General features: G+C 71.1%; 11 protein-coding genes. 5 read left to right on the top strand and 6 right to left on the bottom strand.

Annotated elements, in window-relative coordinates; genetic code table 11:
• Positions 1-47 precede the first annotated feature (47 nt).
• The gene (locus OG595_RS23065; RefSeq protein WP_329283131.1) at positions 48-2036 is read left to right on the top strand and encodes a potassium channel family protein; all 1989 of its coding nucleotides are present in this window, start codon (positions 48-50) and stop codon (positions 2034-2036) included.
• Between the two features lie 97 nt (positions 2037-2133).
• On the opposite strand, the gene OG595_RS23060 is transcribed toward OG595_RS23065, so the two are convergent.
• Positions 2134-4017 (bottom strand): S9 family peptidase, encoded by a 1884-nt coding sequence (locus tag OG595_RS23060; protein ID WP_329274952.1) that lies wholly within the window; start codon positions 4015-4017, stop codon positions 2134-2136.
• 129 nt (positions 4018-4146) lie between these two features.
• On the opposite strand from OG595_RS23060, the gene OG595_RS23055 reads away from it, so the two are divergent.
• Positions 4147-4548, top strand: a complete 402-nt coding sequence (locus tag OG595_RS23055) for a nuclear transport factor 2 family protein (protein WP_329274949.1) — start codon at positions 4147-4149, stop codon at positions 4546-4548.
• Between the two features lie 65 nt (positions 4549-4613).
• The gene (locus OG595_RS23050) at positions 4614-5444 is read left to right on the top strand and encodes an SURF1 family protein (RefSeq protein WP_329274946.1); all 831 of its coding nucleotides are present in this window, start codon (positions 4614-4616) and stop codon (positions 5442-5444) included.
• Between the two features lie 64 nt (positions 5445-5508).
• Here the strand turns inward: OG595_RS23050 and OG595_RS23045 are convergent, their stop codons facing one another.
• From OG595_RS23045 to OG595_RS23030, 4 genes are all read right to left on the bottom strand, one after another.
• Positions 5509-6567 carry a hypothetical protein gene (locus OG595_RS23045; protein WP_329274944.1) on the bottom strand — a complete coding sequence of 353 codons (1059 nt, stop codon included), beginning with the start codon at positions 6565-6567 and terminating at the stop codon, positions 5509-5511.
• A gap of 335 nt (positions 6568-6902) precedes the next feature.
• Positions 6903-7568, bottom strand: a complete 666-nt coding sequence (locus OG595_RS23040; protein WP_329274942.1) for a SigE family RNA polymerase sigma factor — start codon at positions 7566-7568, stop codon at positions 6903-6905.
• A 390-nt stretch (positions 7569-7958) separates the two neighbouring features.
• Positions 7959-9083, bottom strand: coding sequence for an aspartate-semialdehyde dehydrogenase (locus OG595_RS23035; protein ID WP_329274940.1), 1125 nt, complete (start codon positions 9081-9083; stop codon positions 7959-7961).
• Positions 9084-9169: 86 nt separating this feature from the next.
• On the bottom strand, positions 9170-10450 hold the full coding sequence (locus OG595_RS23030; RefSeq protein WP_329274938.1) for an aspartate kinase: 1281 nt from the start codon (positions 10448-10450) through the stop codon (positions 9170-9172).
• A 235-nt stretch (positions 10451-10685) separates the two neighbouring features.
• Between OG595_RS23030 and OG595_RS23025 the strand changes: the two genes are divergently transcribed.
• Both OG595_RS23025 and OG595_RS23020 read left to right on the top strand, forming a co-directional pair.
• Complete coding sequence (locus tag OG595_RS23025; protein WP_329274936.1) at positions 10686-11402, top strand: response regulator transcription factor; 717 nt, start codon at positions 10686-10688, stop codon at positions 11400-11402.
• Positions 11399-12760, top strand: coding sequence for a sensor histidine kinase (locus OG595_RS23020; protein ID WP_329274933.1), 1362 nt, complete (start codon positions 11399-11401; stop codon positions 12758-12760). The genes OG595_RS23025 and OG595_RS23020 overlap by 4 nt, the downstream gene beginning before the upstream one ends.
• A gap of 81 nt (positions 12761-12841) precedes the next feature.
• Here the strand turns inward: OG595_RS23020 and OG595_RS23015 are convergent, their stop codons facing one another.
• Positions 12842-13339: an SgcJ/EcaC family oxidoreductase gene (locus OG595_RS23015; protein ID WP_329274931.1), complete on the bottom strand. Its 498-nt coding sequence runs from the start codon at positions 13337-13339 to the stop codon at positions 12842-12844.
• Between the last annotated feature and the right edge of the window lie 177 nt (positions 13340-13516).

Below are 13516 nucleotides of genomic sequence, written 5' to 3'. Positions count from 1 at the left end.
GGCCGAACGGGCCGGGTGGTCCGGGTATCGGTGATCCCGCCGCGCACATGATCGTGTGCGGCGACGACGGGCTCGCGCACCGGCTGGCCCACGAACTCCGCAACGTGTACGGCGAGCAGGTCACGCTCGTCGTCCCGCCCTCGGAGCGGAACGTACGGCCGCCGGTGATCGTCCGGGCCGCCGGAACCGCGTCGGCGCTGCTCGACCGGATGACCGCGGCCGTCAACCGGGCCGCGGGAAACGGGACCAACGGGGGCGGCAACGGAACCACCGGGGGGACCAGCAGGACCGGTGGGACGGGTGGGACGGGTGGCGGTGAACCCGGGTCGCACGAAGGGGTGTTGGAGGCCGTCGAGCTGACCGAGGCCGTGCTCGCCGAGGCCGGTGCGGAGCGGGCCGCCGCGCTGGCGCTCGTGTACGACGACGACGAGACCAACATCCGCGCCGCGCTCACCGCCCGCCGCCTCAATCCACGACTTCAGCTCGTACTCCGGCTCTACAACCGGCGGTTGGGACAGCACATCGGCGAACTCCTCGACCAGGCATCGGCGTTGGCGGCAGCGGCCAACAGCACCGGTGACAGCGACGACGACGGCAGCGGCTATCCGGACAACCGCTCCGACGCGTCCACCACCGTCCTCTCCGACGCCGACACGGCCGCCCCGGCACTCGCCGCCACCGCGATCACCGGTACCAGCAAGGTCGTTCAGACCGCCGGGCTGCTGCTGCGCGCGGTGGAACGGCTGCCGCCGGCGCCGGGCGAGGTCGCCGACCCGGGCCTCTACACCCTCGCCCTGCTCTCCGCCACGAGCAGTGACCCGGCCGGCGCCGACGGCTCCGAGGGCAGCGGCGACCAGGGGCCCCAACTGCTCCCCGACGAGGCGGCGGTGGCGGCGGCGACCGGGCGCGGGACGGTCGTGCTCCAGCAGGTGGCGTACGCCTACTCCGGGACGTCGATGTCGGGCGGACGGGGCTGGGCCGTGGTCCCGCCGTTCGCCTCGCTGTTCTCGCGGCGGCTGCGGTGGTCGCTGGCCGGGATGCTCGGGTGCGTGATCGCCCTCGCCGTCGCGCTGACGGTCACGACGGGCGAACACCCCGTCCACGCGACCTACTTGACCCTCCTGGACCTGTTCGCCATCAACGACCCGGCGCTCGGGGAATCCATGACCCGCCAGATCCTCCAACTCCTGTCGGGGCTGGTCGGGTTGCTGCTGCTGCCGGTGCTGCTGGCCGCCGTGCTGGAGGCGCTGGGCACGTTCCGCAGCGGGTCCGCGGTACGGAGGCCGCCGCGCGGGCTGAGCGGGCACGTGGTGCTGCTCGGGCTCGGCAAGATCGGTACGCGCGTGCTGACCCGCCTGCGGGAGCTGAACATCCCGGTGGTGTGCGTCGAGGCGGATCCCGACGCGCGCGGGCTCGCCACGGCGCGGCGGCTGCGGGTGCCGGTGGTGCTGGGCGACGTGACCCAGGAGGGCGTCCTGGAGGCCGCGAAGATCAACCGCGCGCAGGCTCTCCTCGCCCTCACCAGCGCCGACACGACGAACCTGGAGGCGGTGCTGTACGGACGTTCCGTACGGCCCGACCTGCGCGTCGTCCTGCGCCTGTACGACGACGACTTCGCCACCGCCGTGTACCGCACCCTGCGGGCCGCGCACCCCGGCGCGACCACCCGCAGCCGGAGCGTGTCGCACCTGGCCGCGCCCGCGTTCGCCGGGGCGATGATGGGGCGCCGGACGCAGATCCTGGGCACGATTCCCGTCGAGCGGCGGGTCCTGCTGTTCGCGGCGATGCGGGTGGGCGGGCATGCCCAGCTGGAGGGGCGGACGGTCGGGGAGGCGTTTCGGGCGGGCGCCTGGCGGGTGCTGGCGCTGGACACGGGGGCGGGAGCCGTCGGTGCGGACGGACGTCCGTCGGGGCTGGTCTGGGATCTGCCGGAGACGTATGTGCTGCGGGCGGAGGACCGGGTGGTACTGGCCGCCACCCGGCGGGGACTGGCGGAGCTGCTGGGGAGGCGGCGGGGTGAGCGGGCGGGGGTGTAGTTCCTCGCCCGCTCACCCCGCCGCCGCTGCCCGTCCCATCCAGGCCCTGGGGCTGCCGCCCCCGGACGCCCGCTTCGGCCCTGAAGGGGCCTCGTTCTCAAACTCCCCCAGAGGGGAGACCCCCGGACGGGATGACAGGCAGATGCCGTTCCGCGAACTCCAGTTCAAGCCGCACCTGCTTGATCCGCTCGTCCACCACCAGTGATCCGTGACCCGCGTCGTAGCGGTACACCTCGTGCACCGCGCCCCTTGCCTCCAGCCGCTTCACGTAGTTGTCGATCTGGCGGATCGGACAGCGCGGGTCGTTCACCCCGGCCGAGATGTACACCGGCGCCTTCACCGCGTCGACGTATGTGAGGGGCGACGACGCTTCGAAGCGCTCCGGGACCTCCTCCGGTGTGCCGCCCAGCAGTGTGCGGTCCATCGCCTTCAGCGCCTCCATCTCGTCGTGGTACGCCGTGACGTAGTCCGCGACCGGCACCGCCGCGAGGCCCAGTGCCCACGCGTCGGGCTGGACGCCGAGGCCGAGAAGCGTGAGGTAGCCGCCCCAGGAACCGCCGGTCAGGATCAGCCGGCCGGGATCCGCGAGACCCGAGGTCACCGCCCATTCCCGGACCGCCGCGATGTCCTCCAGCTCGATCAGACCGACCCGGTGCTTGAGGGCGTCGGTCCACTCACGCCCGTACCCGGTGGATCCCCGGTAGTTGACCCGCACCACCGCGTACCCGTGGTCGACCCAGGCCGCCGGGCCCGCCGCGAACGCGTCGCTGTCGTGCCAGGTGGGACCGCCGTGGATATCGAAGACGGTCGGGAACGGGCCGTCGACGCCCGCCGGCTTCTGGACCAGGGCGTGGATGCGGCCCCCGGGACCCTCCACCCACACGTCCTCCACCGGCACCGAGCCCGGCGACTTCAGCCCGGGCGGGTCCAGGACCACCGCTCCCGTCGTCGAGCGCACCGACGACGGCTGCGCGGACGACGACCACAGGTACTCCACGCTCCCGTCGGGCCGGGCCGTCGCCCCGGAGACCGTACCGGCGGGTGTGGGCACCTTCACCAGTTCGCGCGACCCCAGGTCGTAGCGGAACAGCTCGCTGCGCGCCTCGAAGCCGTGGGCGATCAGAAGTCCCGAGCCGTCCGGGTACCACTCCGCGCTCACATCACCCGGCAGGTCGAGGCCGAGGTCCGTCTCCTCGCCGCTCACCACGTCCCACACCAGCGGCTCCCAGCGGCCCCGGCGCTGATGCCCGACGAGCAGCCGCGTGTCCCCTTCGACGGGAGCGAAGCCCAGTACCTCCAGGCCCAGTTCCTCCGCGCCGCCCTTGGTGTCGTCGAGTTCGGCGACCGTCGTGCCGTCCGGGCGCAGGACGCGCAGCGCCGAGTGCATCGCGTCGCCGTGCTCCGTGTGCTCGACCGCGATCAGCGAACCGTCGTGCGAGAGGTCGCCGACGCCCGCCGACTCGCGGTGCCGGTAGATCACCACCGGGGGCTCGCCTGCCACCGCGAGGTGGATCGTCGTACCCTCCTCGTCCGTCGACCGGCCCACGACCGCCGTACGGCCGTCCCGGCCCAGCGCCAGCCCCGCCGGGTAGGAGGCCTCAAGACCGGGAGTCGCGAACTCGTCCTCGGTGCCGTCCGCGCCGCCCGCGAACGGCTGCCGGCGCCACACGCCGAACTCGTCGCCGTCCTTGTCGTCGAACCACCAGATCCACTCGCCGTCGGGCGACAGCACGCCGTCCGTCGTGCCGTTCGGCCGGTTCGTCACCTGGCGCTGCTCGCCGGTGGCGCGGTCCCAGGCGTACAGCTCGTACGTCCCCGTCGCGTTGGACACGAACAGGGACCGGTCGGGGGCGTCCTCCGCCCAGTCCGGCAGCGACACCCGGGGCGCCCGGAACCGCTTCTCCCAGTCCGGCGTGACCGTGTCCCGCGTGGCCGTGTCGGGCGTTTTCGTGTTCGGCGTGGACCCGTTGCTCTCAGTCATGGCCCCATACTGCCCGCCCACCACGACAATGCGCCGCCCAGGTCCCCAGCCTGTGGAAAACTTCGCAAGAGATCAGACATGTCCACAGGTCAGAGCCGATTGTCAGTGGCCGGGTGCAGACTCTGCCGCATGACCGAAACCACTGATCTGCGCGAGACAGTCGAGAGGTTCTGGGCGACCGCCGAGGCCAGGGACTGGAGCGCGTTCGCCGACACCCTCGCCGACGACGTCGTCTACACGCTCCCCCAGACCCGGGAGCGGATCAGCGGCAAGGAGCGCTTCGTGCGGTTCAACATGGAGTACCCGAGCGGCTGGCACCTGCGGGTGGAGCGCGTGGTCGCCGAGCCGGGGCAGGTCGTCACCTGGCTCCGGTTCACCACGGGGTCCGGGGAGGCGGAGGAGGCCCACGCCCTCTCCTTCTTCACCGGGGACGAGAAGGGGAACATAGCCACCATCACCGACTTCTGGCCCGAGCCCTACGAGCCCCCGGCGAGCCGGGACCACCTGACGGCGCTGACCGAGCGGTACTGACCTGGGGGCCGGTCCCGCCGACCCCGCGAACCCGGCGCCGACGGCGGCCCCGTACCTTTGAAGGCGTGTACCGGTTTCTGCTGACGCCCCGTTGGTGGGGGATCAACGTCTTCGTGCTGCTCGCCATCCCCTTCTGCGTGTTCATGGGGTCGTGGCAGCTGAGCCGGTTCGAGGACCGGGTGCAGGACCACCGGACCGCCACCGAGGAGGTCTCCGCCGAGAAGGGGGAGGCCGCCCGGCCGCTCGCCGAACTGCTGCCCGTCGACAAGAAGACCTCCGGGGACCGCGTCACCGTCACCGGTCGGTACGCCAGGCAGTTGCTCGTCCCGGACCGGCAGCTCGACGACCGCGACGGCTACTACGTACTGACCCTCCTGCGCACCGACACGGGCAAGGCACTGCCCGTCGTACGCGGCTGGCTGCCCGGCAGCCCCGACCCCGCGAAGGTTCCCGCCCCGCCCGCCGGCGAGGTCACCGTCACCGGCGCGCTCCAGGCGTCGGAGACGCCGGGGTCCAACGGGGTGAGCGCGGCGGGCGGTCTCCCCGCCGGGCAGACCGGCGCGATCAGCGCGGCCTCGCTGGTCAACCTCGTGCCGTACGACCTGTACGACGCGTGGGTCACCCTCGACAAGGGCGACTCGGGGATGAAGGCAGTACCGGCGACCGCGCCCGCGGACACCGGGCTCGATCTGAAGGCGTTCCAGAACCTCGGCTACACCGGCGAGTGGTTCGTCTTCGCGGGCTTCGTCGTCTTCATGTGGTTCCGGCTGGTGCGCCGCGAGGCGGAGTTCGCGCGGGACGCGGAGCTGGGGCTCACGCCGCCCGCCGGGACACCCGCGGCGGAACCCGCGGGAGAGCCCGCAGGCGAACCCTCCCGGGAAGGCGTCCGCGCCTGACCACCGGCGAGTGCCGCCGGCTGGTGGCTGGTGGCTGGTGGCGCCGGGTTCTGCCGGTGGGTGGCTACGCCGTCTCCGGCATGACCCCTGTCTTGTACACCGTGCCCGCGCAGGCGTTGGCCACCGTCGCCGTCACCGTGGGCGAGCCGGCCTCCGCCGTGTAGGACACCGCCACGCTGCCGTCGGCCACAGTGCCGTCCTCCGTGACGAGCTGGGGCGTGGTGCCCGTGTCGCCGCCGGTGGAGGTGGTCCCGGCCGAGTCGGTGCTCTCGCTCGGGGTGGGCGTCGGCGACTCCGTGGAACCGCCCGTGGTGCCGCCGTCGGTGGTGCCGCCGGTCGTGGGACACGTCTCCGAGGGCACCCAGGCGAACTGCACCGTGTACGCCGCCCCGGGCGCCAGCACCAGTCCGCTGACCGAGGCTGACGGGTCGGGCAGGCCGCCGGCCGCGTCCCCCGCAGCGTGGTCGGCCGTGGCCACCTTCGACGAGTCCGCCGCGCCCTGCGCCGTCGTCGACACGGTGCCGGTGCCGCCGACCGTACAGCTGGCGCTGGAGACGTTGACGACCCGGAACGTGCCGTAGACGGTGCCGCTGGCGTCGGGGTCGCCGACCGAACCGGTGGCCGAGCCGAGCTGGGTCGCGTCACAGACGGGCGTCGTCGCGGAGCTGGACGTCGGATCGGCGCCGCCGGTCGTGCTGCCGCTGCCGCTGCCCTTGTCCGGGTTGGTCGCGCCGCCCGAGGGGCTGGTCGACGGCTTGTCCGTGACCGTGCCGGAGCCGCCTCCCGAGGTGCTCTCGCCACCGTCCGGGCCCTTGCCGTTGTCGTCGCCGCCCTCGGTCTGCGAGCCGTGGCCCGCGATGACGGAGGGGTCGGCCTCGGAACCGGTGACGTTCGAGACGTGCAGCAGGGCCGGGACGGCCGTGCCGATGAAGAGCGCGGCGGCGGCCATACCGATGGCGGCGTGCCGCTTGCGGGCCCGTCGGGCGGGCACCGCGCGCCGAAGATGGTCCAGCACCGCGTCGGTCGGCTGGATTCCGCCCACCGCCTGGTGCAGCATCGTGCGCAGTGCCAGCTCTTCCGAGCCGAGCCCGTCCAGGCTCTGGTCGTCGGGGCCGTGATTCACAGTTCCGTTCCCAGCGTGCGATTGCTTGTGCTCTTGCTCGTGGCGGCCCGGTCCATGGACTCCGGCCAGCCAACTCCCGTTGGTTCGAACCCCGTTGCCAGGAACCCTACCGGCCCCGAACCCCCCGGTCCGGAAACCGCCGCTCCCTGACCCGGCGTCCCCGCGCCCGTCGTGCCCGTCACGCCCGTCGGCCGCCGAGCCGGACCCCTCGTGTCCCGGCCCCTCGTGTCCCGGCCCCTCGGCCCTGTGCCCCGCGGGCCCCTGTGCCTGGTCCCTCTCCTGGTCCCGGTCGCGGTCCTGGCCGTCCTGACCCTGACCCTGGCCCTGATCGCCGCTCATGCCGGTTCCTCCATGGCGATGCGCAGCGCGGCGATCCCCCGCGAGCCGTACGCCTTCACCGAGCCGAGCGATATGCCCAGCGTGTCGGCGACCTGTGCCTCCGTCATGTCCGAGAAGTAGCGCAGGACGAGGACCTCGCGCTGGCGGCGCTGCAGGCCCTTCATCGCCCTGATGAGGGAGTCGCGCTCCAGCAGGTCGTACGCCCCCTCCTCCGCGCTCGCCATGTCCGGCATCGGCTTGGAGAGGAGCTTCAGGCCGAGGATGCGGCGGCGCAGCGCGGAGCGGGAGAGGTTCACCACCGTCTGGCGCAGATAGGCGAGCGTCTTCTCGGGGTCACGGACGCGCTTGCGCGCCGAGTGGACCCGTATGAACGCCTCCTGGACGACGTCCTCGCAGGAAGCGGTGTCGTCGAGGAGGAGCGCGGCGAGGCCGAGGAGTGAGCGGTAGTGCGCGCGGTACGTCTCGGTCAGGTGATCGACCGTCGTCCCCGCCGCCGCGCTCTCGTCGGCGCCGTCGCGCTGGTTGGGTATGCGGGCCGGCCGCGCTGCGGGCATCGGCGCGATCACCGGCATGCCGCCGGGCGCACCGGGCACGCGGGGTCGGCGGGGCGGACGCAGGGCTGTGCCGCGCGTCGCCGCTCTGAAATCCAGTACCTCTGCCACGCATGTTGGACACGCTTCCCCCCGTCAGGGTTGTACGCATCCGGCATCACTTTTGCGTCATCCGACACAGCCACCCTCATGCGTCCCGCTCTTCCCCTAAATCCATGGTCACCGCGCGTCCCCCGCATGGTCACGACGTCCCACGCCCTGGAAGGGCGACCGCAAAGACGCTCCCCGCCCTCTCCGCGGTTGCGGAGGGCGGGGAGCAACAACTTCTGTTCGTGCCGTTCTCGCCGATCTCACCTGGATCCTACAAACGTTTTCTGCCATCACCAGAGTGATTTCCGACAAGATCGACAGACCGCGACGGATCGGAGCAGAGGGTTACCCGCAGGTCAGGGCATGGTCAGGGCGCGGTCAGCGTGCGGTAAGGAGGAGACCAGGAGATCGTCAGGCCCGCTCGGCCGCCACCAGCTCGGCGATCTGCGCGGTGTTGAGCGCGGCGCCCTTGCGCAGGTTGTCCGCGCAGACGAACAGCTCCAGCGCGGTCGGGTCGTCCAGCGACCGCCGGATCCTGCCGACCCAGGCGGGGTCGGTGCCGACCACGTCCACGGGGGTCGGGAACTCGCCGGCCTCCGGGTTGTCGTACAGCACGACGCCGGGCGCGGTGGCGATGATCTCGCGGGCCCCGGCGACGGTGACCTCGCCCTGGAAGCGGGCGTGGACGGTCAGCGCGTGCGCGGTGACGACCGGCACACGTACACAGGTCACGGCCACGGGGAGCTTCGCCAGCCCGAGGATCTTGCGGGTCTCGTCCCGCAGCTGCATCTCGTCCGACGACCAGCCGTCCGCCCGGGCCGAACCCGCCCACGGTACGACGTTCAGCGCGACCGGCTCCGGGAACGGCCCCGTCCCCTCGCCCACAGCCCGCCGTACGTCCCCGGGGTTGGCCCCCAGTTCCGTACCGGCGACCAGGGACAGCTGCCGGCGCAGGGTGTCCACGCCGGCCCGGCCCGCCCCGCTGACCGCCTGGTACGTGGAGACCACCAGCTCGCGCAGGCCGTACTCGGCGTGCAGCGCGCCCAGGGCGACGATCATCGACAGGGTCGTGCAGTGCGGGTTGGCGATGATCCCGCGCGGGCGCTGCCGTACGGCGTGCGGATTGACCTCGGGGACGACGAGGGGCACCTCCGGGTCCATCCGGAAGACGCCCGAGTTGTCGATCACGACGACGCCCTTGGCGGCGGCGACCGGCGCCCACTGCCCGGCGATGTCGTCGGGTACGACGAACATCGCGACGTCGACGCCGTCGAAGGCCTCCTCCGACAGCGCCACCACCTCGACCTCCTCGCCGCGCACGGCCAGCTTGCGGCCGGCCGAGCGCGGGGAGGCGACGAGACGGATCTCGCCCCAGACGTCCGCGCGGTGGGACAGGATCCGGAGCATGACGGCGCCCACGGCACCGGTGGCTCCGACGACCGCGAGCGTGGGCCGCGCGGCCGACCGGGGCGCGACGACCGCCCCGGACGCGCTCGTCCGGGGTGCGCCCGACCCGGCCGCGCCCGATCGCGGCACGTCCGACCGAGGACCCGCCGTTCCGCTCACGGCGGTCGACCGGGGCACGGCCGGCGATCCGGTCGTGGTTGATCGGGGCGGAGCCATCAGCGGCCGGTGCCTCCGTAGACGACGGCTTCGTCGCTGTCGGAGTCGAGGCCGAAGGCCGAGTGCACGGCTCGGACGGCCCCGGGGACGTCGTCCTCACGGGTGACGACCGAGATGCGGATCTCGGAGGTCGAGATGAGCTCGATGTTCACACCCGCGTCGGACAGCGCCTGGAAGAAGGACGCGGTGACGCCCGGGTTGGTCTTCATACCCGCGCCGACCAGCGAGATCTTGCCGATCTGGTCGTCGTAGCGCAGCGAGTCGAAGCCGATCCCGCCCTTCGCCTTCTCCAGGGCGTCGATGGCCTTGCGGCCCTCGGACTTGGGGAGGGTGAAGGAGATGTCCGTGAGACCGGTCGACGCTGCCGACACGTTCTGCACGATCATGTCGATGTTGATCTCCGCGTCCGCGATGGCACGGAAGATCACCGCGGCCTCGCCCGGCTTGTCCGGGACGCCGACGACCGTGATCTTGGCCTCGGAGACGTCGTGGGCGACTCCGGAGATGATGGCGTGCTCCACCTGCTGGTCCCCTTGCGACTTGGGATTCTCGTTGCTGACCCAGGTGCCCGGCAGTCCGGAGAAGGACGAGCGCACGTGGATCGGGATGTCGTAACGACGGGCGTACTCCACACACCGGTGGAGCAGCACCTTGGAGCCGGACGCGGCCAGCTCCAGCATGTCCTCGGAGGAGATCCAGTCGATCTTCCGGGCCTTCTTCACCACGCGCGGGTCGGCGGTGAACACACCGTCGACGTCCGTGTAGATCTCGCACACCTCGGCGTCGAGAGCGGCGGCCAGTGCGACGGCGGTGGTGTCGGAGCCGCCGCGCCCCAGCGTGGTGATGTCCTTCTTGTCCTGGCTGACGCCCTGGAACCCGGCGACGATGGCGATGTTGCCCTCGTCCAGCGCGGTCCGGATGCGCCCCGGCGTGACATCGATGATCCGGGCTTTGTTGTGGACCGAGTCGGTGATGACGCCTGCCTGGCTGCCGGTGAACGACTGGGCCTCGTGACCCAGGTTCTTGATCGCCATGGCCAGCAGTGCCATGGAGATCCGCTCTCCGGCGGTCAGCAGCATGTCGAACTCACGCCCGGCAGGCATCGGAGACACCTGCTCGGCGAGATCGATCAGCTCGTCCGTCGTGTCGCCCATCGCGGAAACGACGACGACCACTTGGTGGCCGTTCTTCTTCGCTTCCACGATTCGCTTGGCGACGCGCTTGATGCCCTCGGCATCGGCTACGGATGAGCCTCCGTACTTCTGCACGACAAGGCCCACGTGCGCTCCTCGCTCAGTCCGTCTGCGGTCGGCTCAGTCTAACGAGCGGCCGAATTCCCCCTTCGGGGTATCGCATGGTGAGATGTCCCGCTCACCGCAGCGATCTTCGGCCGCTCCGGACGGCACCTGCCCACCCCGCCGCGGAATACACCCGCCGCGGAATACACACGTCATACGCGTCGTACGCGTCGCGACTGTTAATTAAGTTTCAAGGACTGCGGGCTAAGGTTCGGCTGTGCGCGTACTCCTGGTGGAAGACGATGAACCGGTGGCCCAGTCGCTGCGGCGCGGCCTGCTGCGCTACGGCTTCGAGGTGGCGTGGGTGGCCACGGGCGGCGCGGCGCTCAGCCACACCGAGCCCTACGACGTCGTCCTGCTCGACCTCGGCCTACCCGACACCGACGGCCTGGACGTCTGCAAGGCACTGCGCGCACGCGGTGACGTCCCGATCATCGTCATCAGCGCGCGCAGCGACGAGACGGACCGGGTGGTCGGCCTGGAGCTCGGTGCGGACGACTACGTCTCCAAGCCCTTCGGCGTACGAGAGGTCATCGCGCGCATAAGAGCGGTGATGAGGCGCGTCCAGCCGCGCGACCGGGCCGCCGAGGCGGGCCCCGACCGGTACGGCACCCGCCTGACGGTCGACCGCAAGGCCGCCCGCGTCCGGCTGGACGGCGACGAGGTCGCCCTCGCCCCCAAGGAGTACGACCTGCTGGCCTTCCTCACCGAGGAGCCGGGCGCGCTGATGTCGCGCGAGCAGATCATGGAAGCCGTCTGGGACGCGAACTGGTTCGGGCCGACGAAGACGCTCGACGTCCATGTGGCGGCGCTGCGGCGGAAGTTGAAGGGCGCGATCGCGATCGAGGCGGTACGGGGCGTCGGCTTCCGGCTGGAGATCGTCAAGGACCAGACCGCCAAGGACGAGATCGTCAAGGACGCTGAGCCCTCGTGAACCGCCAGCTCATCCGGAGTTACATCCTGCTCGTCGCGGTCGCGATCCTGCTGTTCACGGTGCCGGTGGCGTTCACACTCACCAAGCAGCTCCGGGACGACACCGAGTTGTCCGTCGTACGCGAGGCCAACACCATGGCGCTGCTGCTGGGCAACGGGGACGACATCTCGTGCGAGGCCCTGACCGAGGTGGCGAATGCGTACGGCGAGAAGACACCCGGCAAGGTCCAGGTCACCCCGCTCAGCAGTTGCGCTCCGGACCTGCCGAGGCCGGCCGGGGACGCGGCACTGACCCGGGCCATGGAGAAGAACGAGCCCACGACCGACTGGGGCTCCGACTTCATCTGGGGCAAGCACCTGACGGTCACCGTCCCCGCGCAGGGGGAGTCGGCCGTGCGGATCGTGTACTCCACCTCGGACATGACCAAGCGGCTGTGGAGCATCTGGGGGTTCCGGGCGGGACTGGCCGTGCTCGTGCTGGCCGCCGCCGCCGCGATCGGCGCCATCGCCGCCCGCCGCATCACCGCTCCCCTGCGCGAACTCAACGGCATGGCAAGCAAGTTCAGCGACGGCGACCTGACCGCACGCTCGCAGGTGACGGGCCCGCCGGAGACGCAGACGCTGGCCCGCACCCTCAACCAGGGTGCGGAGCGGCTGGACACGCTGGTCGCCTCGCAGCGGATCTTCGTGGCGGACGCCTCACACCAACTCCGCACCCCGCTCACGGCGTTGCGCCTGTCGCTGGACAACATCGCGGACGGCACCGACGACGAGTTCGTACGGGAGGACGTGGAGCAGGCGACCGCGGAGGTCGTCCGGATGAGCCGTCTGGTCAACGGGCTGCTGGTGCTGGCCCGGGCCGAGGCGAAGGTCACGGCGGCGGAGCCGCTGTCCCTCGGGGACATCGTGGACGAACGCCTGTCGGTGTGGAGGCCGGCCGCCGACGAGCGTGGAGTCACCATCACGCTCAGGGGGAGTGGGGGTGCCGACGGCCGGCTGCTTGTGCTGGCCAGCCCCGGTCATCTGGACCAGGTACTGGACAACGTGCTGTCGAACGCCCTGGAGGTGTCACCGGACGGCGGGACGATCACCGTACGGGCCCAACCACAGGGCGACGAGATGGAGTTGACAGTGACGGACGAGGGTCCGGGCATGTCGGACGCCGAGAAGTCCCGTGCCTTCGACCGCTTCTGGCGCGGCCAGGGCCTCACCGGGCGCTCCGGCTCGGGCCTCGGCCTGGCCGTCGTCAGGCAACTGGTGACGGACGACGGCGGCACGGTGACCCTGGCGGACGCGCCCGGGGGCGGGTTGAGCGTGGTGATCAGCCTGCGGGCGGCAACCCAGAAGAGCACAGGCTGACCTGACCGACTGGCCGACCTGACCGGCAGGGACCGTCCCATCCCGCTGTGGTCCGTTCCGGTCCGGGCTGGTCCGGGCTGATCAGCCCTCGGGCATCACCGAGGAGTGGTGGTTGACGATCAGCCACTTGCCGCCCCGCTTCTCGTACTCGTACGTGTAGCGGGCGTCGACCCTCTTCTTCTCGCCGGTCTTCGGGTCGGTGAGGATGAAGTAGTAGGAGCCGGCGTCGATCGCCGAGTTGTCGTCCAGGATGTTGATGTAGGACTTGATCTTCTTGCCGACCGGCTTGTTCAGCAGGAAGTGGTCGAAGTAGTCCTCGATCTCGGCGTGGTTGGTCCGGATCTTGTTGGAGACGGTCGGCAGCAGCACCGCGTCCTTCGCGTACCGGTCGGTGACCTTCTCCGGGTCGCCGGTCTGGAGGGTCTTGTTCCAGCCGTCGAAGAGGGCCGCGATCTGCTTCTTGGTGGGCTTCTTCGAGTCCGCGCCACCCGCCACGCTGACACCGGCCGTCACCGTGGCTGCGGTGACGAGGGCGGTGGCCGTGACGAGGGCGGCGCGTATGCGGGTCTTGCGGTTCATCGCAACTCCTGTACGGGTGAGGGGGGTTCGCCTCCTCCGCAACTCCTGCGGTGGAAGTGACTCCAGCCTCTCTTTTCGCTGGTTAGCGCCCGTACAGGGGACGTACAGGGGTCGGGAAGGAAGATTCCAACTCACTTACGGCGACGGACCGATCACGTTCCGGAGCGTCCCGGGCTG

Source organism: Streptomyces sp. NBC_01451 (genome assembly GCF_036227485.1).
In the GTDB taxonomy this organism is placed as follows: domain Bacteria; phylum Actinomycetota; class Actinomycetes; order Streptomycetales; family Streptomycetaceae; genus Streptomyces.
Note: the sequence above shows the minus strand (reverse complement) of the source record. Positions and strands in the feature narration are given on the sequence as shown.